A 23,100-nucleotide genomic window follows, 5' to 3' on the forward strand; every position below is an offset into this window, starting at 1 on the left:
CGCATAGGATGTGCTCGTGCAGACGTTGCAACACGACGTCGCGAACTTAGTTATCTTCCTCTCTCCCCTACTGAACGTTAGTTGAACCAATCGGGCCGTTACTGGTTGTTGGATCTCCCACTTAGACATGACGTGTTCCCTTATTTCTTGAAGTGGGAGTCTTACAAAAGCCCTTCGATGGGGCGAGTAATCGCAGCCCCAGACAGTTACACTGCGATAAATATGTACCTCAACTTAGCATTTGGTTACTTTTTGACCAACTTTTATATAAGTAGTGTAACATATTTGACCTCTGATCAAAAACGATCAGCAAGGTATCTATTAGTCACGTAAAGAGAGTGTAGCTAGATTGGATTGATTACCTAGCTGATCAGTCTGGGCGTTATAGGGGACAACATAAAAGCTTGACTGTCTGAAAAGAGGTGGATTAACAAGGGTAAAGCTTGCTTCTCCCTGTACCTGACCAATCTGCTCCACTTGCCCTGCTTGATCAATTTGATAAATATAGTAAATGACACGGTCATCATCACTCGCGGTCCAAGCCAACTCACCTTGAATAAGACGCCATCCGCCAAATTTATAAGATACAGTTAAGTCGTTGATTTGTGGTAATTCAATCGGTGGTTCTAGTTCGTTTACATGGTCAGGTTTAGCAAAAGTAGCCTTAAGCGTCTGCTTTTGATCAAGCTGTGATAAGATCGCTTTCGTTAATTCAGTAGGTGCTTCACTCCCTATTGTTAAATAATGATCGGCATCACTATGATCATAGCCAATCCAGAGTGTGGTAACATATTCAGGTGTGATTCCGGCAAACCATGCATCCTTAACATAGCCAGGTGCATGAGGATGTTGAGTCGTTCCCGTTTTCCCAGCTAGGGCTTTATCATATACACCTGATTGAGCTGTTCCCTGCTTAACTACATTTTCTAGCATTCTAAGCATATGCCAAGCTACCTGATCAGAAAAAACAGAGCGTGCCTCAGGCTGAGCCTGTACGATCACTTCACCATGCCGGTCCCTAACTTCTGCTATAGTATGAGCCTCAATCCACTCTCCACCATGTGCAAAGGTTTGATAGCTTTGCGCAATTTGTATCGGTGTTAGGCCTTCACTTAATCCACCTAGACCGATGGCTAATCCCTGATCTGGAATAGTTAAGCCTAACATTTCTAAATACTGTTTACTTGTGTCGATCCCCAATTGATCCAATAACCATATAGCTGAAGTGTTCTTAGAAACCGTCAGTGCTTCGTACATAGACACCTGCTCCTGATATTGTCCATCAGCATTTCGAACGGAATAGCCCTCATAGTCTTGCTGGCTGTCATCAAGCAATGAATAGGGCTGATACCCTTCTTCTAAAGCAGGACCATAAACAGCCAAAGGTTTGATCACTGATCCAGGCTGTTGTTTAATTAACGCACGGTGATGATCGCCAATCTGAAAATCACGCCCCCCTAATGCCGCCTTTAGTTGACCTGTTTTATGGTCAAGCATCGTGAAGGCTGCCTCAATGTTTGGCTGTGCACCGTGAAAAAAAGAATCATCCTGAAACAGTTGATAGGCAATCTTTTGAGCTGTTTCATCCATATAAGCCGTAATCTGATAGCCGCCTCGTTGAAGTTCTCGCCTCGAAATTTGATAAACCTCTTCAGCCTCTCGAATCACAAGTTCTAAATAATCATCCAACCAGGGCTTTTCATTCTCATCATGGTCAGCTATATGTAATGTTTGGCCTTGTAAAGTAAGCATCTCCTCGAGGTCAAGATAGCCTACGCGTTCTAGTTGGCTTAGAACCAGATTCCGGCGTTCAAGCGCTCGTTCGTGATCAATATAAGGTGAATAAAGATTTGGTCCCTTCATCATCCCCGCCAACATGGCACCTTCTGTAATCGTTAACTGATCGACAGGTTTATCAAAAAAATACTTAGCTGCAGTACCTATTCCATTAATGCCATGGCCAAAATAGACTTGATTTAAATATAGCTCTAAAATTTCATTCTTACTAAAATGACGTTCCAAATATATCGAAGCCATCACTTCTTGTGTTTTTCGCATCCAGGACCTGCTCTGATCAAGAAAGAGATTTTTCGCCAATTGTTGCGTAATCGTACTGGCACCTTCTACTTTATCAAAGGCGCGGATATCTCGATATACTGCTCTAATCACAGATTTAAAATCTATGCCAGCATGCTGATAAAACCGTTCATCCTCAACTGCAATAAAAGCCTGCAGGACGTGATCTGGAATCTGGTCAAGCTCAACAAGCTGACGATTTTCCGTGTAAAGCTGGCCAATTTCAGTTCCATCCTCGGTTACAACACTGGTGGTAGCAGGAAGAATGAGTGCTTCTTGATCGACAATTAATCCACCACCATAAATAATAAATAAAAACCCCGCAAAACCTAAGGTTAGAATAGCTACTATAATCAGCGCTGGCCATTTCACCCATGGTCGCTTAATGGCTCTAATTATGTGATTGTATAGTTTGTAAATTTTATCCATAAAAAAACACCTCTAAACGTTTGATAGCTAGTTGCTATCAAACAAACATTATACGACAAATTCAGACTAAGCTAAAGTAAATAGCCTGAGTGTCTCATGTTTTAGAGGTGAATGAGATTAACTTGATTTGATTAATTGGTGACGATGGGCATAAACAGCCGCTTGAGTACGATCATGGACATCAAGCTTTCTTAAGATGTTGCTTACATGTGTTTTCACTGTTTTTATCCCGATAAACAATTGATCTGCAATTTCCTGATTAGATGCACCGTTAGCTAAGCAAATTAAAACCTCTCGTTCACGCTCAGTTAACTGTTCATGTAATTCTGGATCCTTGCGATGGAAACGTGTCATGACTTTATGAGCTACCTTCGGCTCGATAACTGTTTCACCATGATAAGCCTTTTCAATTGCTGCAACAATTTCTTCTGCCGATGCTGTTTTTAGTAAATAGCTAAACGCACCAGCTTCTAGCACCGGAAAAACTTGCTCATCATCATAATAGCTGGTTAAAATAATGACCTTACATTCTGGCAGTGCTTCTTTAATAGCTTTGGTTGCTTCCATACCACTACCATTCTCCATCATCAAGTCCATCAAAACAACATCTGGTCTTTTGTTTAGAACTGTTATTACTCCTTCATGGCCACTACTTGCTTCACCAACAATATCAAAGTGCTCTTCCGTTTCTAAATATGAAATAACACCTTTTCTAACGACATCATGATCGTCAACAACGACAATTCTGATCATGCCTGCTCCTCCTCGCATCGAAATGGTAGACGAATATCCATATATGTCCCTTCTCCTTGCTTTGTTCTTAGACAGAATTGACCACCTATTTCCTCACTGCGCTCACGCATCGTTTTTAAACCATACGACGTTTTTTTCTGATCTGCTATCGACCAGTCAAAGCCCTTTCCATTATCGGCTAAATGGATATAGATATGATTTGACTCACGAATTAAATACAATTTAACTTTAGTTGCCTCAGCATGGCGAAGTGTGTTAGACAAGCCTTCTTGAATAATTCGAAATAAATGTTCTTCAGTAAAGCGCGGTAGGCTAATATCATGATCAATTTTTAAATCAAACACTATCTCACACTTGCTCTTTAATTCTGCAATTAAATTAGCCAGTCCATCACTTAAAGATTGATCAGATAAATGAATAGGACGTAAATGTAATAATAATGCGCGCATTTCAGTCTGCGCTTTCATAGCTGTCTCGGCAACCTCTTCCATTCGCTCTTTGGCATTTGTCGGGTTTTTGGCTATCATTCTAACAACCGCTTTAGACATCATCGTTAATGCAAAAAGCTGCTGGCTAACTGAATCATGCAGATCACGTGCTAGCCGTTGGCGTTCTTCAATTGTTGCAATTTTATGTGCAGACTCTGCATAAGCTGCTTTCTCGTCAGCTAAGCGCTGTAAGAAACGAACTTGATCATCGAGCTTTTTCGCCAAATGATTCAATTCAGCACCAATCCGAGCAATCTCTCCCTCTGAATCTAATTGAAAGCGAGAACGATAATTGCCTCGTGTCAACTGCATAATCATGACTGATAAATCATCAATCCTTGATTTAAGCTGACCACTGGACCGAAACCCAATCAAGACAGCAAAGAATGAGCCCAATATAAAAAAACTCCCGACAAATAATACGATATTTAGCTGACTTAACCAAACCGGGTCAGCCACGATACTAATAACAGTTAAGATGACTAACATAGAAGCTGATGTGAAAAAAATCGATGATAGTTGAGATTGAATAAAAATATAGCGGATTGAGTTAAGCTTCCTAAACAAGCTACCACCCTCCCTAAATTCGATCTATCCTAATACTGCCTGCTTTTAGTCTTAAATCAAAGGTTAATTTTCTAGTCGCACTAGCATAGCCAGGGGTTTCAAGCGAAACGGAGCGATTAATGCCCTCCGAAGTCGTATCCAACACTACTATATTGCCAGCATTTACTTTAGCTATTACAGAAAAATCAACATGCTCAGGTATAACTATTTTGATATCACCAGCAAGGCCATGAATGATAATTGGGGTCTCCTGATCAGGAATAAAAGCCTTTGTGAAGTCCATGGTATGATCGCCAACAGCATTCCAAATATGGATTGGCTCTACCTTCCAATTGGGTTGATCATAGGAGTAGTCTCCAAAAATAACCTTACTATCTTTTATTTTTGATCCATGATCGCATCCATCGTGGTGATTAGAATCATAAATAAATTTAAATTTTCGTTTTTTACGTGACCAGCCTAAGAAATGAAGTCCAATAAAAATAAGAATCAACGGCCACAATTTATATAGATCCCAAAAACCAAAGTGAATATAACCCATTTGCCCCAAAAGCAATAGACTGCCAAAAATGATTAAAAACGTTGGCGTACCGAAACCGTTAAACCCTTTAAAAGCTTGAAAAAACCATTTAATTCCTAACACTATAAAAAAGACCGGGTAGAGGTAATGCCACCAATCACCAAATGACCAATTGAGTGTGCCTATATTGGTTAAGACCAGGATAATACCAAGTAATATCATGCCTAATGCAAATATATTTTCGAAGAAACGGTGTTTCATCTTTCCAGCCTCCTTTCTAACTCTCTCTATATATTGAACGATTTAACCTAAGTTGTTCGACAAGCCTATCAGATGCATTGCGACAGATCATTGTTAAAATGTTGTTCTATTACTCGATTGCCCGAATATGCGACCCACCTGCTTGCTTTCTTTGGTAGCCTGCGAACGCGTTCTATAAGATCCATTATACTCTAAAAAAACCCCACTGTAACGACCGTAAGAAGGGTTTTTACTCCGTCTTTAGTAGGAGGTATGTTATAATAATCATACATTTTAAAAGGGGGCAGGCCATATGTGGCAAGATATATTGGAGCAAGTCAATCATCAGTTTAACGAAATGGTCGAAATGAGAAGGTATTTACATCAGCACCCTGAGCTATCCTTCCAAGAGTTTGAAACAGTCAAATTTATTAAAAACTTCTATCAGAAATTAGCCCTCCCTTATCAGGCTCCAGTTGGAGAAAATGGGGTCGTGGCTCGACTCGAAGGTGGCAAACCTGGTAAAACAATCGCCATACGTGCTGATTTCGATGCCTTACCGATCCAAGATCAAAAAGATGTGCCCTATCGTTCCAAAAAAGATGGGGTCATGCACGCATGTGGACATGATGGGCATACTACGATTCTATTAACCTTAGCTAAGCTATTAAAGCAGTATCAAAACCAATTAGCCGGGAACTTTGTCTTCATCCATCAACATGCTGAAGAGCTAACACCCGGCGGAGCAAAGTCAATAATAGAAGCAGGTGCCCTTGATGATGTTGATGTTATTTTCGGCACACACCTTTGGACTGGAGCACCATTAGGCACAGTTCAGACTGCACCATCAAGATTTATGGCAGGTGCCGACAAATTTAAGATTACCATTTATGGACAAGGTGGCCATGGGGCCATGCCGCATCAAACAAAGGATGCTGTGGTGATTGGTTCACAGCTTGTTAATAACCTTCAACAAATTGTTAGTCGACGCCTTAACCCTCTCGATACTGCTGTTTTAACGATTGGTAAATTTCAAGCCGGTGATGCTTTTAATATTATTGCCGATCAAGCGATTTTAGATGGAACGGTCAGAACATTTGACCCGATCATGCAAGATCAAATGATAAAGGAAATGGAAGCAATAATTGCTGGTACTTGCCAAAGCTACCAGGTCGATTTTGATTTTGATTATATCAAAGGCTATCCACCAGTTATCAACCATCAGCAAGAAGCAGAGCTGGTGCTAAAAGCAGCTCAACAGGTTCCAGAGGTTCAGACAGCTACTTTTGTTAAGCCCACGATGACTGCTGAAGACTTTTCTTACTATCTTCTAGAACGTCCAGGCGCATTCTTTTTTACTGGAGCGCAACAAACAGGGCAGAATTATCCTCATCATCATCCAAAGTTTGACTTTGATGAACAGGCGATGAGGATTGCAGTAAAAACCTTCTTAAAATTAATTGAAGCTTACCAATAAAAGATATCATATCAAAAACATTAAAGAGCAAGCCTGGGCTTGCTCTTTAATGTTTTTAGGAAAATTAATGGACGCTTTTCCAATGCACGTTTGTCAGGAGCTGGTTATCAGTATAGCTTAATTTATTTGTTGCCAAGTTTATTTGGGATATAAAAACGACAAAAACCATAAATAAATGTTATACCTACTAGCATAACCGATAATAACTCTGTCCACTCTCTTAGTGCTACAAATACGATAAGATAGGCAGCTAGTTGAATCACTAGTAGACGTTCAATTAACTTCACTAAAGCCTTTTCCCGCTGCTGTTCAGCAATCGGATAGAGCCGTTGCCACAAATTGAGCCGATGATGGTACCAGAGCGATAGCAGTTGAACACCAGATAAATACATGAAAATGATTGGTATAACCAAGATAAAGATAAAATGATTCATATAGGCTAGCGCTAGACTTGCAATAGCCACTAACCTTATATAAATACCTAGATAATCACCAGAACGTATCAACGTAATCCGGTATAGGTAATCATAGCTTTGGCTCTGAGTAAACCCGATTGAACGCGTGAACCAATTAACCAATAGTCGACGTTTTTTTGCTGCAGGTTTAAAGTGCGGTACATCTGTAAACATACTAGCAAGACGATAAAAGCTTTGTAGCCGCTGACGATCCTTTTCAATTAACTGGTCCCAAGCAAATGCCTGCTGATGAGAAATAAAGTAAACCACTAGAAACAATCCGAATAATAGAATCGTTGCAATGATCATAATGGTGCGCTCATTAACGATTACACTGTAAAAAATAACAAATTGTACTATTAAACGTATACTATTGATGAATAACCGCTGGAATTGGTAGCGTAAGCGAAACAACCACCAGCTTGTACTGAAATGCCAAAGTTTAAAAAAGAAAACCAAAAAAATTAGGAGCGTATAGCTTTGGTTCGGATAGCTTGTCTGAACTAATGGTGCCAAGGCAGCAAGGACAAGCATCACTAAATAAAGCTGGGTAACAAAACTGTAAATTAACGTGTAATTAAAATATGATGTCAAACGTCTCTCAGCTGGTAATAAAAAAACTAAATCAGCTTCCTTGAGTAAGTTTTGGATAGGATTAGACACCGTTACAAGCGTCATGCAAATCGCTGTAATCAAAGCAGTTGGGAAGTTATTCGGAAGGTTGGCTAGTAATTGCTGATAGTAAAAAGCACCCGCTCCAACTAAGAAAATTAAAGCTATTGCAGTATGACCATTAACAATATATTTCAAGTAACGAATCGTCTCATTTAAGTGGGACTGTAATCGTTCTTTAAAGAGTTGTCTATTATTCATGCGTTAGACCCTTCCTTTGTTAACCGAAGATAGATGTCATCTAAGCTCGCATCAGAGAGACCAAATTGCTGACGTAACTGTTCAATATTACCGTTAGCTTTTATCTCACCATCATGCAAAATAATAAACCGATCGCAATAGCGTTCAGCTGTTGCTAAAATATGCGTTGACATTAAAATTCCTGCTCCGCGCTCTTTTTGTTCAACCATAAGATCAAGAAAGGCTTGAATGCCTAAAGGGTCAAGCCCAACAAATGGTTCATCAACTATATAGAGCGGTGGTTCAATTAAAAAGGCACACATGATCATGACTTTTTGCTTCATTCCTTTAGAGAAATGAACAGGAAACCACTTTAATTGCTTTTCTAGTCTAAAAATCTTTAAGAGCGGTTTCAGCCTAGCTTCAAATGTCTCCTCCTTGATCTGATAAGCCATTGCGGTTAATTTCATATGTTCATAAAGGGTCAATTCTTCATAAAGTAAAGGCATTTCCGGAATATAAGCAAATTGTTGTCGATAAAAATCTGGATCTTGTTGATAGGATTGTCCAGAAATAGTAATTTTGCCTGTTCTAGCCTGCATTAAGCCAATAATGTGTTTCAAGGTTGTACTTTTGCCCGCACCATTTAAACCAATTAACCCTACAATTTCTTTTGGCTTAACTCGAAAAGAAATACCATGCAAAACATTTTTATGCGTGTAACCGCCTGTCAATTGGTCAATATGTAATAAATCTGTCATGCTCGACCTCCTAATTAAAGTGATTGTTGACTATTATGATATCGCTTGAAATGTCATGTATTTTATTTTATAAAATAAGTTAATAACCTTCTACCACTGATTAAAATTTTACCATCTTCTAGAAGGAATGCAAACTTATTATCAAAACGTTTTTTGCTATAACATGGCGATTAATGCTAAAATAAAGATAATAATCGCTAAGGAGTGGAATTCATGACAACAATACAAAATTGTCTCTTTTGTAACATAATACAGGGCAATATTCCTGCCGCAAAAGTTTATGAAGATGAGGATGTATTTGCATTTTTAGATATCAGTCAAGTGACTAAAGGTCATACATTAGTCATTCCTAAAACACATACGGAAAATATTTATCAAACATCGGAGGATGTGGCAAGTCAAGTATTCGCAAGGGTTCCTCGCATTGCCAATGCGATCAAACAAGCCTTTCACCCTGCTGGTATTAATATCCTAAGTAACACTGGAGAAGCTGCGGGCCAATCTGTCTTTCATTTACATATTCATCTAATCCCCCGTTATGACCATACAGACGGTTTTAATGCCAAATGGGTAACCCATAACGATGACTATGATACCAATCAACTGGCTCACATTGCTTCTGACATTGCAGCACATTTAAATTAGGGCAGTTCCGTATTGGGTTTCTAAATAGGTGCAAACCTATCCCTAGTTACCTAGTTCATTTGTCCACTATCACATCAAAAATGACAACGTTTAGAGTGGGGTGAGCCTAGGCTTTTCACTCACGCTGGGTGTGTTTTAAATAAAGATTTTTAATTTTTTGTTATTTTTATGTTTGACCTGCCGAAATAAAGAGAAGATAATAAAGTAGAGGTAGAATTGAGGAGGAAGGAGTGTAAGCAATGGGTAAAAGTAAATCATTATTACTAGGGATTTTAGCTGGTGGTGTGGTTAGTGCAGCAGCTGTTCTATTAAGTGCACCGCAATCAGGTAAAGAAACCCGTCAACATATTAAAAGCTATACTGATGATTTAAAGCATTCTTTAGAAAATGTGAAAAAAAACGGTAAGGAGCTCTCTCAGCAAATTGCTCACGCGACAAAAGAAGGAGCAGCTTTAATAAAAGATCTATCCATTGACGTTAAACAATCGATTGAAAGCTGGAAATCTACTATTGAGCCACATCAAAGAAATATTCAGCTTTATTTAACGCAAATTGAAGAAAGGTTAAAAGAGCTGGAGGAACAGACTCAATCAGCGGAATAAGTCATGAGCTTTACCAATCAATCAGGATGTTTTTATCCAGAAATAAGCACATGCTACATACATAACGCCTAAGCTCCTTTAAGCTTAGGCGTTATGTGCTGTATAAACTTTTTAGCCAAAAAGATCACTAGGCTTACTCAATTCCCTCTAACCACTGATCCACTTTATCTTGGTTAGCTTCAATCCAGTTGGCAGCTGCTTGTTCAACAGTTGTACCTTCAGAGATTTCTAACATAACTTCCTCCATGTCAGAAGCTTCCCAATTAAATTGATCTAAAATTTGATAAGCGACTGGGCTATCTTCCTCAAGTCCTTCCCGAACCATTGTTTCAATTACTTCCGCACTACCAAAAGTTCCTTCAGGATCTTCTAAATATTTTAAATCATATTGGGCAAACTTCCAGTGTGGCGTCCAACCTGTGACAATAATCGGTTCTTCATTGTTAATGGCTTCACCTAAGGCAACTGCCATTGCACCACTAGAGGATGTTTCAACAGTCCAGCCTTCTAAATCGTAATCTTCAAGGGCTTGCTCAGCTGCTCCAACAACTCCTGCTCCAGGCTCAATTCCTGTAATAGTAGTTATCTCGTCATAGTCAGCTAAGTCTGCAATAGAATCAACATCCATGTATTCTGGTACGACTAAACCAATCTTAGCCCCTTCTAAATTCACTCCGAGCTCAACAATTTGATCACGATATTGTTCGTATAAATCACCATGTGTCGCAGGTAACCATGCTGCTACCATTCCATCAACATCACCAGATGCTACTGCTTCCCACATAATCGCATTATCAATTGGCGTCACTTGAACATTATATCCTTGTGATTCTAATACTTGTGCAATGACGTTGGTAGAGGCAACTTCAGAATCCCATTCTACATAGACAAGCTCAATATCAGTATTGCCTAAGTTAGCATCACCTTCATTGTCACCTTCTGTCCCTTCATTATTACCGTCTCCACATGCTACTAACACAAGTGAAAAGATAAGAATTAGAAATAATCCTGTTCTTTTCCATGTTTGTTTAAACATTGTAAAAAAGTCTCCCCTTTTTTGATTGTATTTATGGTAAATCCTCTAAATAGAGGATAGCCAACTTTTTATTTTGATTTATAAATATTTTGGGTAATACGATCAATAATAATAGCCAAAATAACGATCGAGATCCCTGCAACAAAACCAGGACCTGCTTGTGCACGCTGTAGTGCTGATAAAACTGGTCTACCTAAGCCCGGTGCTCCAATCATGGAAGCTATCACAACCATCGATAAAGCTAACATAACCGTTTGATTTATCCCGGCCATAATCGTCCCTTTTGCCATAGGCAGTTCCACTTTAAATAACCGTTGTGCTCCTGTACTTCCAAATGCTTCTGCGGCTTCCACCAACTCCGTTGAAACTTGTCGGATACCTAGATTAGTAAAGCGAACCGTTGGAGGTGTGGCAAAAATTAATGACGCAAATACGCCTGGAACCATTCCAATACTGAAAAAAGCAACCGCTGGTATTAAATATACAAAGGCAGGCATCGTCTGCATAAAATCGAGTACCGGCAAAATAATCGTCTCTGCAACTTTACTTTTTGACATTAATATACCAATTGGCACACCAATGATAACCGATAGTAAACTTGATATTAAAACTAAAGTGAAGGTATACATCAGCTCACTCCATAATCCTTGATTATAGATCAATAGTAAGCCAATGATTGAAAATACCGATAAGCCTATTCGCTTACCTGAAATAAAAAATGCTAATACTGCGACTAAAATAATGACGATTATCGCTGGAATTGAAGCCAACAAATCTGCCGTCCATGACATAAAGTCACCAAACTGATTTCGAATGGGATTAAAGATAAACGAAAATGTGCTCGTTAGCCAACTAGTAAATGAATTAACCCAATCAGATAATGGGATTTGTGGTAGATTATTCAGCATTCAAACGCACCTCACTCTCACCAGCTAACGCTGCTAGCACAGAACCTCTAATAATGATCCCGACTAGTTTTCCCTCTTCCACGACTGCAATTGGAACAGGTGAATCATAAATGATTTCAATAATTTCATTCATTGGTTTGTCTCGTTCAACAGTTGGAACATCTGTTTTTAAAATCTCTTTAATATCTCGTATTTCTTTTTTTCGTGCGATTGACGCATCATCGGCTGTTACATAACCTTTGAGATTACGTTTATTGTCTGTAACATAGATACTCGATAAGCCCTCTTCCCGCATTCGCTCTAGTGCAACTCGTGGACCATGCTTCTCAATATTAATTGTTTCCGGTCTTCTCATAATATTTTCAGCCGTTAACACCTTCGAACGATCAACATCTTCAACAAACCGTTCAACATAATCATTAGCAGGGTTAACGAGAATATCTTCTGGTGTTCCGATTTGGACAATTGATCCATCCTTCATTAAAGCAATCCGATCGCCAATCCGTAACGCTTCATCTAAGTCGTGTGTAATGAAAATAATCGTTTTTTTCATTGATTGCTGTAGCTCTAATAACTCATCCTGCATGTCTTTTCTAATTAATGGATCTAAAGCAGAAAAAGCTTCATCCATTAATAAGACCTCAGGGTCGTTTGCAAGTGCACGAGCCAAACCAACACGCTGTTGCATACCACCAGATAATTGATCTGGATATTGCTGGATGTAGTCACCTAATCCAACAAGCTCTAGTGCCTTTTTAGCCTTTTCTGCTCGTTCAGCTTTAGGCATACCCTGTACCTCAAGACCGTACTCTGCATTTTCGAGAATTGTACGAAATGGAAATAAGCCAAACTTCTGAAATACCATACTTAGTTTTTCACGACGAACGCGACGTAAGTTTTCTTTATTCATTGTCGCTAAATTCTCACCGTCGATCATTACACTACCTTCAGTTGGCTCAATCAAGCGATTAATCAAGCGAATTAATGTCGATTTCCCACTTCCGGATAGTCCCATAATTACGAAAATCTCACCAGCTTCTACTTCAAATGAAGCACGATTAACCCCCACCGTGTCTCCAGTTTGCTTTAGAATTTCATCTTTTGTTTTACCATCATCTAAAAGTTTTAAGGATTGTTTCGTATTCTTTCCAAAAACTTTTGAAAGGTTCTTTACCTCAATGACTGGCATAGTACTCACCTCTCTTCATTCATTACAACTACAAAACAAAAAAAGAAAATGGACGAACTCTTAACGGTTACGATCTTAGAATCACCGTCTTTTCTAATAGGTCCATATTCACATTTATCGAGACCGAATTTGTCTACTTTAATACTATACCCTTTTTCTTAACAAGCATTCAAACAACAAAAACGTTTAATTTTGCACATATTTTACGTACAGTTTAAACTGTACAAAAAATACATAGGATTTTCTTAATAATCCTAGTTTATCCTTTAAAATGCTCCATGATTGCCCATTTCCAATTAGAGCTAAATTTGTGTAAGCTAACTATAACATGACTGAAAGTGAAGGAGATGATCAAACATGACGCTCAACAAAATCACAGATGATCTTATCCATGAATTTGCGAAGACGGTCGAAATGTTTGATCTATCACTGGTCGAAGCGCGTTTATTTACGATTCTCTATTTAAATCATTCACCAATGTCACTGGATGAAATGAGTCAAACAGTTGGCAAGAGCAAAACATCAGTTAATAAAGCTATACGTAGCTTATCTGAGTTAAATTTAGCTAAACAAGTTTGGAAAAAAGGAACGAGAAAGGATTTCTATACAGCTAACGAAGATCTTTATCAACGATTTATGCAAACCTATTTAGAAAAATGGATTAACCACACTTCAATGCAAAAACAAATCCTTTGCCAGATTAAACAGAGAGCTAAAAAGCAGTCACAGGGAAAGTTGATTGATGATAAAATTGATGAAATGGTAAGCTTTCATTCGCTTATCGAAAAAACCTTCGTCAAGTTAAAGACACTAAGTGAAAAAATGCCACTACAGGATTAACAAGCCAATTGTAAATCCTGTTTTTTTATTAGTGAAATATCCAATTTTCTGGTAAAAAACGGATGACCTTGAGAAGCTTTTTTCAGTGCTTTTTTCAATCTATGCCTTACTTTTCGATTAACGGTTATTTCTTTTTCAAGTGCAATCTTGCTGGCTAGTCTGCTCCTTTGCCAAACTACAGCTCAACTTTTTATGAGGAGGGTGATTTTTTTTCAAAAAACTCTTGATTTCCATGCCTAAACGTACTATATTCGTTTGAGTAAAGTGAGCGAGCATTATGGCGGAGGGAATCAAATGAATTGCTGGAAATCTATTAACATACATAGAGATATGGAACAAAAACGGTTAAACATACTATCGGTTATAATAGCTGTCCTTTCATTTATCATCTTCTATTTACTCTATACTCGTATACATCAACATAGTGTCATAATAGAAATTGGACTCATTCCTATGTTGGTATTATTAGGCATCATGCCTTCGCTACATCGTCTTGTTCATTTTTTCTTTCTGAAGCTAGTCAGCCGACAGATGAAAATAGCGGTTTATTTTACACAATGGTACAGACCTAGAGTTAAAATTAAAGGGCAAATTCGAACAACTAAGCGAAATTTGATTATCGCCCTGTTCGCGCCAACCTTATTGGTTACACTACCCTTATTAGCTTTTGCCTGGCTCATATCGAGCATATTTGTCTACTGTTTAATCCTAGCGTCGGTCAATATCGGTTTATCGATAAAGGATTATATTCAAATGGAACGATTATTGAAAGCACCGCCCCACAGCTTTGTAGAAAGTGATGGAACCAATCTAGATATTTTGATTTCCCGGGGCTAACAAGCAAGTCCTATCATAATCATAAACACATAGTCCTTTACTAATAGAAAGTTCAAAACGAGGGTATCTCTTACCGTTCCTAGAATTCTATACTTTTTTAGTGAATTGCATATGTTTTCTTATATTTAGTCCATCAGAATTTTTAATACGGTGAAGGATACCTTGCTATAGCTTTATCCATTTTTAACGTGCAAAAAAGCAAACGCCCGGTTGTGGATAACTGGGCGTTTGCTTTTTCATTTGTAAATAAACGTTTTAATTATTGACAACTAACGTTAGTGAATTGTTCTCACTTGGCATACAGTGGCTTTTCGTCAAAGAGAGGTGACGATTAGCCATTTGAGATTAGTAGACCCAAGCAGCACCTACAATAATTAATAAAATAAATAGCACAACGATTAGGGCGAAACCTCCGCCATAGCCATAACCGCCGCCATATCCGCAACCTTGGCTCATTTTTTTTCCTCCCTTCTTTTTCACTCAATAGCATCATATGCATACACCCTAGCTTAAGTCTGGGCGAATCGTTTAAATTATGTAAAAAGAGAGAAATTTTAATTTGAGCTAGTTATTCCCTTTAAATTTATGGTATATTAACATTTGAGAAATAAAATTTGGACAAAAGTGTCTGAGTAAAGTGGGAGTGTTAGTTAAATATGAAGAAATTAGCTTTAGTCGCCACCATAACAGCCGGTGTTATTGGTTTATCTGCCTGCTCTTCTGGTGACCCCGAAGTAGTTGTAGAGACAGAGCATGGTAATATTACCAAGGAAGAATTTTATGATGAGCTAAAAGCTACAGCGGGAGAAAACGTATTACAAAATCTTGTACTAGCTAAAATTCTTGAAGATAGATATGAGATTGATGAAAAAGCTGTTGAGGAAGAACTTGAACAATATAAAGAAATGTATGGCGATAGCTGGGATGATGCATTATCTGCTAATGGTTTTAGTGATGAAGATGCTTTTCGTGATCAATTACGCATACAATTATTGCAACAAGAGGCTATGATTGATGGAATTGAAGTATCAGATGAAGAAGTTCAAACGCGCTATGATCGTATGCAGACAGAGATTGAAGCAAGTCATATCTTAGTTGGTGACGAGGAAACAGCCAATGATATACTTGCGCAATTAAATGATGGTGGGGATTTTGCAGAATTAGCAGAGGAACACTCCACTGATACTACTTCAGCCGTTGAAGGTGGACAACTTGGTTACTTTACGGCTGGTGATATGGTACCTGAATTTGAGGAAGCAGCCTATAGTTTAGCGATCGACGAAATTAGTGAGCCTGTCCAATCGACTTGGGGTTGGCACATTATTAAGGTAACTGATATTAAAGATGCTGAAACAGAACTTGAGGATTTTGCAGACATCAGTGATTCAATACGTATGGATATTGCCCTATCAAGAGTTGATCAGGCTGCATTTGCTGATAAACTCAATGAAATGATTGATGCCGCTAATATTGATGTTAAAATCGATGAATTTAAAACCATCTTTGAAAGAGAAGAACCTAACGTTCCAGATACAGATGGTGAATAAGCCACACCGTTACAGTGTATTGATCCAATCAATACACTGTTTTTATCTTCATAAGCCACATAAGTTAGCACCCTGGTTGTAATTGTTGAGCATGATCATTGAACATCTCACTTCTGTTTGATATGTTTTCTATAGAATAAAGTGAAGAATTGGAGGGTTTTTTTATGGCTTTTACATTAAAATTGGGAGAAAAAGCACCAGATTTTAAGCTACCTGCAACAGACGGAAAAACATACGGTTTATCAGATTTTGCTGATGCGAACGTTTTGGTGTTATTTTTCACTTGTAATCATTGTCCATTTGTTGTTGGTTCAAATGAAGTAACGCGAGCAACTGCAGAAAAGTTTGCAAATCAAGGTGTGAAGTTTGTTGGAATTAACTCTAACAGTGAGAAAACAAAACCAGATGATTCATTTGAAGTGATGGTTAAACAAATGGAAGAGCAAAAATTCCCTTGGGTCTATTTGCATGATCAATCTCAGGATGTTGCTAAGGCATATGGTGCTTTGCGCACACCACATTTTTATCTATTCAATCAAAAACGAGAACTGATCTATACTGGGCGTGCTTTAGATAATCCGCGGGAAGCTGAAAAAGCAACCATTAATGACTTGGAAAATGCCCTCTCTGAACATTTATCTGGTAAAGAAATAACCAGACCATTAACTAACCCGATTGGCTGTAACGTAAAATGGCATAATAAAGATGAGCATTGGATGCCTGCTGAAGCTTGTGATTTAGTTTAAAGCTAAATAGATCAATTGAAGATCGCAATCAGAAGAGACCAGTACCAAAAATATCATTAGATAAATGGAACCCGACTGTGGTTCTCTCACAAATACTTGCTTGCCACAGGCATTGGCTTCAGCTAATTGGGTGAAAAAAGACCACTTGACACAGTGGATCTTCAGTTCACGCTATTCCTGTAGGGATCAGGTATTTTGCCTATACTCGGTCAGATTGTTCGGATCCTTATTTTTGTCCTAGTCTCTCCAGTTTGTTAGCAGACATAGCTATTTGGATGACAATGTTGCATTAACCGAGTTGTTTAGCATCATTTATGATGTGAAAGTTTGACGTTTTTTCAACAAAAATCATATCAATCTCTCCTCCTTTCCGTTAAAATTAAGGAAGAAGGGAGTGGCTAATTTGGAAATTAAAAGTCCAGAACGCTATTTTTTTGACCTTATTCCAATTGATATTTTACTGGAGCCAGAAGAAATTAATGAGATATTATCTACTTTTCCTGCACCTGAGCTACATTTTACAAAAGACACATTTAAGCTTGACGATCAGCTTGCTGGCAATAACATTACCCAACGCGTATTGCTGAATGAATTTGAGGTTAAGTTAACTCGGACAGACAAGCAATACCTTAGATTATCCTTTAGCAATAATCATGGGATTATACCAGCAAAAATGTGGGACAATCAGGGGGCAGTCAATAAATATCTTCCCATTCTTGAACAGCATTCAATCTTCCATATTGAGGGGATTGTTGATGAGTATAATAATCAAAAATCACTGACCATTAGCCAATTAAATCCAGTCAGTGAAGCGATCGATCCTTTTTCATTATTGCCATATACTCGCGACGACTTCCCAAGCTTAATTGTAGAATTATTTAGCTACATAAAGCGACTTGATCAACCATATAGAACTTTAGCTGAGCAAACACTTAAGCATTTTTGGCATGACTTCCGACTTGCACCTGCAGCTAAGAGTCATCATCATAATTACTTAGGAGGTCTACTAAAGCATACTGTAGGCTTAATGCGCTTTGCCCATTATATTTCGACCTTTGATAAAGGGCATATTGAAGCTGTCATGACATTGATTCAAGTTGTCGAAAAGGCCTATAAAAAGGAGCTTTATCAATCATATAAATCAGACAATAGTAGCTCACGCTTTATTTGGCGAGATACTATTGATCATCTTTATGCCATGACTAATGGTGCGATGCAGTATAAAAATCAACTACCTAATTATCACATATTAATAACAGCAATCTTATTTCATGATCTTGGTAAGATACTTGAATATGATCATGCTGGACGTTCTGATACCGCTCTGTCCTTTCTCTATCCAACAGCAGATCTAACTTCCATTAAAAATAGGAAGCAAGCGGGAATCTCAATAAATGATCTAGGAGGGTTAATGGGTCATATTCCATATGGGGTCTTACTTTTAACTCGATTACTCGAATCCTACCAAATTGAACTTGATATCCAGGCTATTCATGAGCTTAGTCACTGTATTTTATGCCATCATGGTTTGCCAGAATGGGGTTCAGCGGTACGTAGACCGCAAACATTAGAAGGGTATCTTGTTCATATTGTAGACTACCTCGATAGTCGCTATGAAAATGCCTTATCTAAATGAAAGGTAAGAAAAGCTATGATGTCTTTCCCATGGAGACTAACTAAGATTAGCTGCTTAAACCCGATAACTAGAGCATGTCACAGCTAGATCAGATATAATATTAAAAAGTATATAGAATGAAAGGGGAAGATTCTCAGTAACTTCCCCCTTTCCTCTTGACCACGAACACACAACAGATTTAAATCATTAAGTATAACTCCTCTTACCATTCGTTGTTCTTTTCCATTAATGCTCCTGACTTTGTCCAAACTCATTCATTGCTTCTTGTACGAGAGTTACCGCCTGGCTCATCGCGGCACCTCCTCCAAATGCAGCTGTTACTCCGATAGCTTCCAATATTTCTTGCTCTGAACAGTCCTGATCGATGCACCCCTTGGTATGATAGATCATGCAATACTCATCCTGGGTAACTACACTAATACCAAGAGCAATAAGCTGCTTTTGCTTTTGAGACAGCTCACCTTCTGCAAAACATGCTTCGGTAAAATCAATATACTTCTGGGCAATCTCAGGCATTTTCTGCTGAAAGGTACCAAGCCCTTCTTTATAATCCAAAAGTGCCATTTCCATCGAATTTATTTGTTGTTGTTCCATTGTCTAAACCTCCTATTCCTTTCAATATTTTATAGTATGAGATCGATTCGGATCATTCATGCACGAAATACTTTTAACAGTAAAAAAAGATATAGCCGTATTCAATATAACCTTAATGTTATTTTTCTTGATAAGATCGTTATCCCCCCTTGTCACAAACGATTGACAAGAGGGGATTATTTCCGTTTTTTCGCTCATTTTCAAAAAATACCTTATCAATAGAGCAAAGCACTTTCAGAGCGAGCGTTTTTAGCTCGCTTAAGTTAGCTGAAGCCGTGCTCGTGTAAAGCGAGTCATTGGATGACCGATGAACATCACTCATCTCGGATTCAGGTTTATCATTGCTTTGGAACATATTGGAAAATTTCACCAGACTCAACAACTTGGATAAAGCGCATTAACCATCTATAATAATTCTGGGCATAACGTAAACGCTCGATATCCTTGGTAACCTTCTCTTTTAACTGTTGATCGTCAGTCACATGGTAAAGCTTCTCTAATTCTTGAATGGTTTCTTCAGCCTCTTCTATATTTGTTTCCGTATGATGACGCCAGCGATTTCCAAACAACGAGGTAAAAGATTTGTACCAATCCTCTTCAGATTTATACAAATCCTTTCGTACACCTTTACGAAAAGCAGGCTCAACCATCTTCATTTCAGATAGTGCTCTAACGCCTGTTGACATGCTGGTCTTACTCATCTCTAAGGCATCACGCATATCGTCTAAGGTCATTGGATCTTCATTAAAGTAAAGCTTACCATATAATCGACCTACCGATGGTGTAATTCCATATAAATTCATATTTTTTGCAATCATTTGGATAAATTTATCGATTGTTTCTTCATAACAAAGCCAATCCTTGCTTATTTCTTTATCAATCAAAATAATACCTCCATTACACAATTAAATACGATTTATGGTATTGATGAGCCTATTATACCAGCTACATTCTAGGTACAGCTATCATAATTGTATAAATTTATAATCCTGAATAACAGCGTGGTCTTCAACCGATTTAGTCAAGTAGAAGACTTGATGCTTTTTCGTTAAATGCTTGATTACATCTAACATGACTAGCTTCCGATCATGATCAAAATGAACAAAACCATCATCGATTAAAAATGGCAATTCATTTTGTTCAGAGTACCAAACACTTATCGCCAATCGTATGGCAATTAAGAGCTGATCACGCGTTCCTTGCGACAGTTCTTTTAATTGATATTGGCTACCATCCTTGGCTTGAATACATAATTGATTCGTATCAGGTTCAAAAAGCACTTGCTGATAGCGATGGCGAGTTAATGTTGATAGTAACTCACTGGCTTTTAGCAGGATTTGTGGTAGATAAGATGTTTGAAAGCGTGTCTTCGTTTTTTGAATGTGATCGAATGCCATTCGGTAGACAAGCCAGTTCCTTGCTTGCTCATTCAACTGATCTCTTAATTTATAATAATCATGCTTGACATGAATGAACTGCTCCGAGTGTTCCTCTTGACTTAGAAGCGCAGACTGATCGGCACACTTTTGTTGAAGTTCACTAATTAACCTTTGCTGTAGAGCTATTTTCTCCTGATAATCCGTCATTTTTGCTTTTAGATCTGCTAAAGCTAAATATTCCCCTGCTAATATAGCATCTGCTAATGTTGGTGGTAAATACAAGTTAATTTGTTGCCTTGCTTCCTCTCGTTGTTCAGTTAATTTCTGATACTGAGCATACTTACTTGCTCGTTCAAGAAAGGCTTCTTCACTATCAACTTCTGCACGTATCAATAACATGTCCATTTCTTCCTGATAAGGTTTTAGCTTTGCTAACACCGCTTGCTTTTGTTGCTGATAATCATTTAGTCGTTCCTGTAGGACGCCTTTTTGTTTTAAAAGCGATTCCTGCTCCATAAGTTGACTCTGCCATTGTTGAAGCTTGTCTGTAAAGCTAGCTTGTTTATTTATGATAAGATCGGAAAATTGATTAATCAGTTTTTGTTCAAATCGATTAAGCTGTTTAAGCACCTCGTCACGTTCTTTAACAAGCTTATTTTGTTGCTTGATCTGTTCAATCAAGTTGCTCAATTGCTGATAGAGCTTTGGCCAGTACTGAAGTGGTAGATGCTCCAAGAAAGGAAAGCGTTCAATTTGCTCCTCCTTTAATTGGATTAAGTGAATCTGGCGTTGCTCCAATAAATCGAGACGCTCAATCAGCTTCAACTGCTCGATTTGATTTTGCTTTAATTCCTGCTTTAATAAAAGGATAGTCTCTCGTTGCTGCTGGTATTGAGCAATTTGCTGATCAATACGCGCCTTTCGCTCTAGATGATCATGCTTTTGTTGATCGGTAGTTAAATCCGCCTGTTTAACTAATTTTATAAGTTTAACAGTCTGGCGTTTTTGGTAGATCAATAAGCCTAAACTTGTTAAAAGGATAACCAATGGAATCAACCAGAAAAATAGATTGAGAGCTTGCCATGATAGAAAAACTCCAGTTGCTGATCCAATAAATGTAAGGATAAAAATAGTGATCAGGAATTGACGCTGTTTTAATTGATTTTGTTGAATGTATCGCTGTGACAATGAATCATCGTCATTTATCTTTTGCTGAAGTAACTCACGTTCATGCTCTAGTTCGTGTAACTGCGTTTCCATTATCAGTGTCTGTTCAATTTCGTTTAGATCTGCTTGTAAAGTCTGCTCTTGTTGCTCTACCCGACCTAATTGCTGTTTGATTGGATAGAGCTGTTCATTTATATGCTCATTTTCTGCATGAATAAAACCCCACTGCTCTTCGGTCATGTATGAAAGTGGTAGTGATAATAACGCTTCAACACTTAAGCCCAATTTTAACTGATTAAAATAATCAGCAATCTTCTCCGCTAAATGATCGATTTGATCAGATAAGCTTTTTTTCTGAGTAAGCCATTTATAATAGTGATCGATCCCTGCTAAACTTTGTTTAAGTTGCTCTCGACGATTAGCTTCCATAAGTTGACTTAAAAGATCGGTTAAATCCTTGCTTACGTCGCTTTCTTTTTGAGAAATTAATTCTAACTCTGATGTTAAAGGCCGCAACGCTTCTTTTAGCTCATGAAAACGTGCTTGCCCTTGCTCAGGAAATACAAAAGGATCTGGGAATTTCTTTAATTGATCGGTTAACCGATGAACGGCTTCAATTGATGGATAAATACGTTTTTGCTCTTGTAATAGTCTTAATTGTTGTGTAAGTTCGTTTAATACGTGTTGCGCTTCGTCTAACTCGTTTTGATATTGATCTTTTAATTGTCGATTGCGCTCGTAATTCGACACCGCTGGTTCATATTGCCTTAACAGCTTAGCTTTGGTCGCTAATTTTTCTAATAATTGATTTAAGTGAGGCTTTTTCCCCTGGGGTTTAAATTGATCTTGCAGATATTGATTTAGCTGTTTCTCCGCCCGGTAGATCCGATCAGAGCCAATCATGCCGATGCTAAGTAACACTTCTCCCAGCTGTTCTGCTGAAATATCACGGTCATGCTGTAGTGATAAAGCATCAAAACTGAAAATCCGCTCAAACAGGTTAAAGTCGATTCGGTTTAATTGCTCGGTTAACCAATGCTTGGGCATTTTTTGCCCTTGTTTGTCACGACATATTGCCTCCCCACTATTGCGGTCATGAATCCGTTCAATCGTATATATATGGCCGTCGTTCACTGAAATTGTCAGTGTTCCGCCTAACTGTCCTCCATGCTTTGGTAAGTAAATGGAACGCTTTTGTGGCGTCAATCCAAATAAAAGATAAAGAATAAAAGCACGTAATGTCGTTTTCCCTGCTTCATTAGGTCCAGCTATAAGCACAAGCTTTTGTCCATCAAAATCAAAATGCTGATTCTGCCATTTTCCAAACCCATAGATATGTGCCGAATGTATTCTCAT

21 protein-coding genes are annotated in these 23,100 nt (G+C 38.2%); 8 read left to right on the top strand and 13 right to left on the bottom strand.

Going from position 1 to position 23,100, the window contains the following annotated elements; genetic code table 11:
* Nucleotides 1-321: 321 nt before the first annotated feature.
* The 4 genes from ASE01S_RS06560 to liaF all read right to left on the bottom strand — a co-directional run bounded on the left by ASE01S_RS06560 (nt 322) and on the right by liaF (nt 5,094).
* Complete coding sequence (locus tag ASE01S_RS06560; RefSeq protein WP_067840174.1) at nt 322-2,505, bottom strand: transglycosylase domain-containing protein; 2,184 nt, start codon at nt 2,503-2,505, stop codon at nt 322-324.
* Between the two features lie 117 nt (nt 2,506-2,622).
* Nucleotides 2,623-3,258: a response regulator gene (locus tag ASE01S_RS06565; protein WP_067840176.1), complete on the bottom strand. Its 636-nt coding sequence runs from the start codon at nt 3,256-3,258 to the stop codon at nt 2,623-2,625.
* Complete coding sequence (locus ASE01S_RS06570) at nt 3,255-4,313, bottom strand: HAMP domain-containing sensor histidine kinase (protein ID WP_067840178.1); 1,059 nt, start codon at nt 4,311-4,313, stop codon at nt 3,255-3,257. The genes ASE01S_RS06565 and ASE01S_RS06570 overlap by 4 nt, the downstream gene beginning before the upstream one ends.
* 13 nt (nt 4,314-4,326) lie before the next feature.
* Nucleotides 4,327-5,094, bottom strand: a complete 768-nt coding sequence (gene liaF / locus ASE01S_RS06575) for a cell wall-active antibiotics response protein LiaF (protein ID WP_067840181.1) — start codon at nt 5,092-5,094, stop codon at nt 4,327-4,329.
* A gap of 292 nt (nt 5,095-5,386) precedes the next feature.
* Between liaF and ASE01S_RS06580 the strand changes: the two genes are divergently transcribed.
* The gene (locus ASE01S_RS06580; RefSeq protein WP_067840183.1) at nt 5,387-6,550 is read left to right on the top strand and encodes a M20 family metallopeptidase; all 1,164 of its coding nucleotides are present in this window, start codon (nt 5,387-5,389) and stop codon (nt 6,548-6,550) included.
* A 122-nt stretch (nt 6,551-6,672) separates the two neighbouring features.
* Here ASE01S_RS06580 and ASE01S_RS06585 read toward each other — a convergent pair whose 3' ends face one another.
* Nucleotides 6,673-7,878, bottom strand: a complete 1,206-nt coding sequence (locus ASE01S_RS06585) for an ABC transporter permease (RefSeq protein WP_067840185.1) — start codon at nt 7,876-7,878, stop codon at nt 6,673-6,675.
* Nucleotides 7,875-8,618: an ABC transporter ATP-binding protein gene (locus ASE01S_RS06590; RefSeq protein ID WP_067840187.1), complete on the bottom strand. Its 744-nt coding sequence runs from the start codon at nt 8,616-8,618 to the stop codon at nt 7,875-7,877. The genes ASE01S_RS06585 and ASE01S_RS06590 overlap by 4 nt, the downstream gene beginning before the upstream one ends.
* Nucleotides 8,619-8,831: 213 nt before the next feature.
* Here ASE01S_RS06590 and ASE01S_RS06595 point away from each other — a divergent pair, with 213 nt between their 5' ends.
* Both ASE01S_RS06595 and ASE01S_RS06600 read left to right on the top strand, forming a co-directional pair.
* Entirely contained in the window at nt 8,832-9,263 is a 432-nt protein-coding gene (locus ASE01S_RS06595) for an HIT family protein (RefSeq protein WP_067840190.1), read from the top strand.
* 239 nt (nt 9,264-9,502) lie between these two features.
* Nucleotides 9,503-9,865: a YtxH domain-containing protein gene (locus ASE01S_RS06600; protein WP_067840192.1), complete on the top strand. Its 363-nt coding sequence runs from the start codon at nt 9,503-9,505 to the stop codon at nt 9,863-9,865.
* A gap of 133 nt (nt 9,866-9,998) precedes the next feature.
* Here ASE01S_RS06600 and ASE01S_RS06605 read toward each other — a convergent pair whose 3' ends face one another.
* From ASE01S_RS06605 to ASE01S_RS06615, 3 genes are all read right to left on the bottom strand, one after another.
* Complete coding sequence (locus tag ASE01S_RS06605; RefSeq protein ID WP_067840195.1) at nt 9,999-10,901, bottom strand: glycine betaine ABC transporter substrate-binding protein; 903 nt, start codon at nt 10,899-10,901, stop codon at nt 9,999-10,001.
* Nucleotides 10,902-10,969: 68 nt separating this feature from the next.
* Nucleotides 10,970-11,809, bottom strand: a complete 840-nt coding sequence (locus ASE01S_RS06610) for an ABC transporter permease (RefSeq protein WP_067840197.1) — start codon at nt 11,807-11,809, stop codon at nt 10,970-10,972.
* Complete coding sequence (locus tag ASE01S_RS06615; RefSeq protein ID WP_067840200.1) at nt 11,799-12,998, bottom strand: quaternary amine ABC transporter ATP-binding protein; 1,200 nt, start codon at nt 12,996-12,998, stop codon at nt 11,799-11,801. The genes ASE01S_RS06610 and ASE01S_RS06615 overlap by 11 nt, the downstream gene beginning before the upstream one ends.
* Nucleotides 12,999-13,355: 357 nt before the next feature.
* Between ASE01S_RS06615 and ASE01S_RS06620 the strand changes: the two genes are divergently transcribed.
* Together ASE01S_RS06620 and ASE01S_RS06625 are read left to right on the top strand one after the other, a co-directional pair.
* Nucleotides 13,356-13,838, top strand: a complete 483-nt coding sequence (locus ASE01S_RS06620; RefSeq protein WP_067840202.1) for a GbsR/MarR family transcriptional regulator — start codon at nt 13,356-13,358, stop codon at nt 13,836-13,838.
* Between the two features lie 294 nt (nt 13,839-14,132).
* On the top strand, nt 14,133-14,675 hold the full coding sequence (locus tag ASE01S_RS06625; RefSeq protein ID WP_067840204.1) for a metalloprotease family protein: 543 nt from the start codon (nt 14,133-14,135) through the stop codon (nt 14,673-14,675).
* 345 nt (nt 14,676-15,020) lie between these two features.
* Here ASE01S_RS06625 and ASE01S_RS15500 read toward each other — a convergent pair whose 3' ends face one another.
* Complete coding sequence (locus ASE01S_RS15500) at nt 15,021-15,131, bottom strand: YjcZ family sporulation protein (RefSeq protein ID WP_083512038.1); 111 nt, start codon at nt 15,129-15,131, stop codon at nt 15,021-15,023.
* A gap of 200 nt (nt 15,132-15,331) precedes the next feature.
* Here ASE01S_RS15500 and ASE01S_RS06630 point away from each other — a divergent pair, with 200 nt between their 5' ends.
* The 3 genes from ASE01S_RS06630 (at nt 15,332) to ASE01S_RS06640 (ending at nt 18,604) form a co-directional block, all read left to right on the top strand.
* The gene (locus ASE01S_RS06630; RefSeq protein ID WP_067840206.1) at nt 15,332-16,222 is read left to right on the top strand and encodes a peptidylprolyl isomerase; all 891 of its coding nucleotides are present in this window, start codon (nt 15,332-15,334) and stop codon (nt 16,220-16,222) included.
* A gap of 164 nt (nt 16,223-16,386) precedes the next feature.
* The gene (locus tag ASE01S_RS06635) at nt 16,387-16,968 is read left to right on the top strand and encodes a thioredoxin family protein (RefSeq protein WP_067840209.1); all 582 of its coding nucleotides are present in this window, start codon (nt 16,387-16,389) and stop codon (nt 16,966-16,968) included.
* Between the two features lie 403 nt (nt 16,969-17,371).
* Entirely contained in the window at nt 17,372-18,604 is a 1,233-nt protein-coding gene (locus ASE01S_RS06640; protein ID WP_083512043.1) for an HD domain-containing protein, read from the top strand.
* Between the two features lie 225 nt (nt 18,605-18,829).
* Here ASE01S_RS06640 and ASE01S_RS06645 read toward each other — a convergent pair whose 3' ends face one another.
* From ASE01S_RS06645 to ASE01S_RS06655, 3 genes are all read right to left on the bottom strand, one after another.
* Nucleotides 18,830-19,198 (bottom strand): carboxymuconolactone decarboxylase family protein, encoded by a 369-nt coding sequence (locus ASE01S_RS06645; RefSeq protein WP_067840211.1) that lies wholly within the window; start codon nt 19,196-19,198, stop codon nt 18,830-18,832.
* 338 nt (nt 19,199-19,536) lie between these two features.
* The gene (locus ASE01S_RS06650) at nt 19,537-20,016 is read right to left on the bottom strand and encodes a GbsR/MarR family transcriptional regulator (protein ID WP_373277937.1); all 480 of its coding nucleotides are present in this window, start codon (nt 20,014-20,016) and stop codon (nt 19,537-19,539) included.
* Nucleotides 20,017-20,163: 147 nt separating this feature from the next.
* Nucleotides 20,164-23,100 carry an ATP-binding protein gene (locus ASE01S_RS06655; protein ID WP_067840216.1) on the bottom strand — a complete coding sequence of 979 codons (2,937 nt, stop codon included), beginning with the start codon at nt 23,098-23,100 and terminating at the stop codon, nt 20,164-20,166.

The sequence above is a fragment of the Amphibacillus sediminis NBRC 103570 genome (assembly GCF_001552275.1).
Classification (GTDB): Bacteria; Bacillota; Bacilli; order Bacillales; family Amphibacillaceae; genus Amphibacillus_B; species Amphibacillus_B sediminis.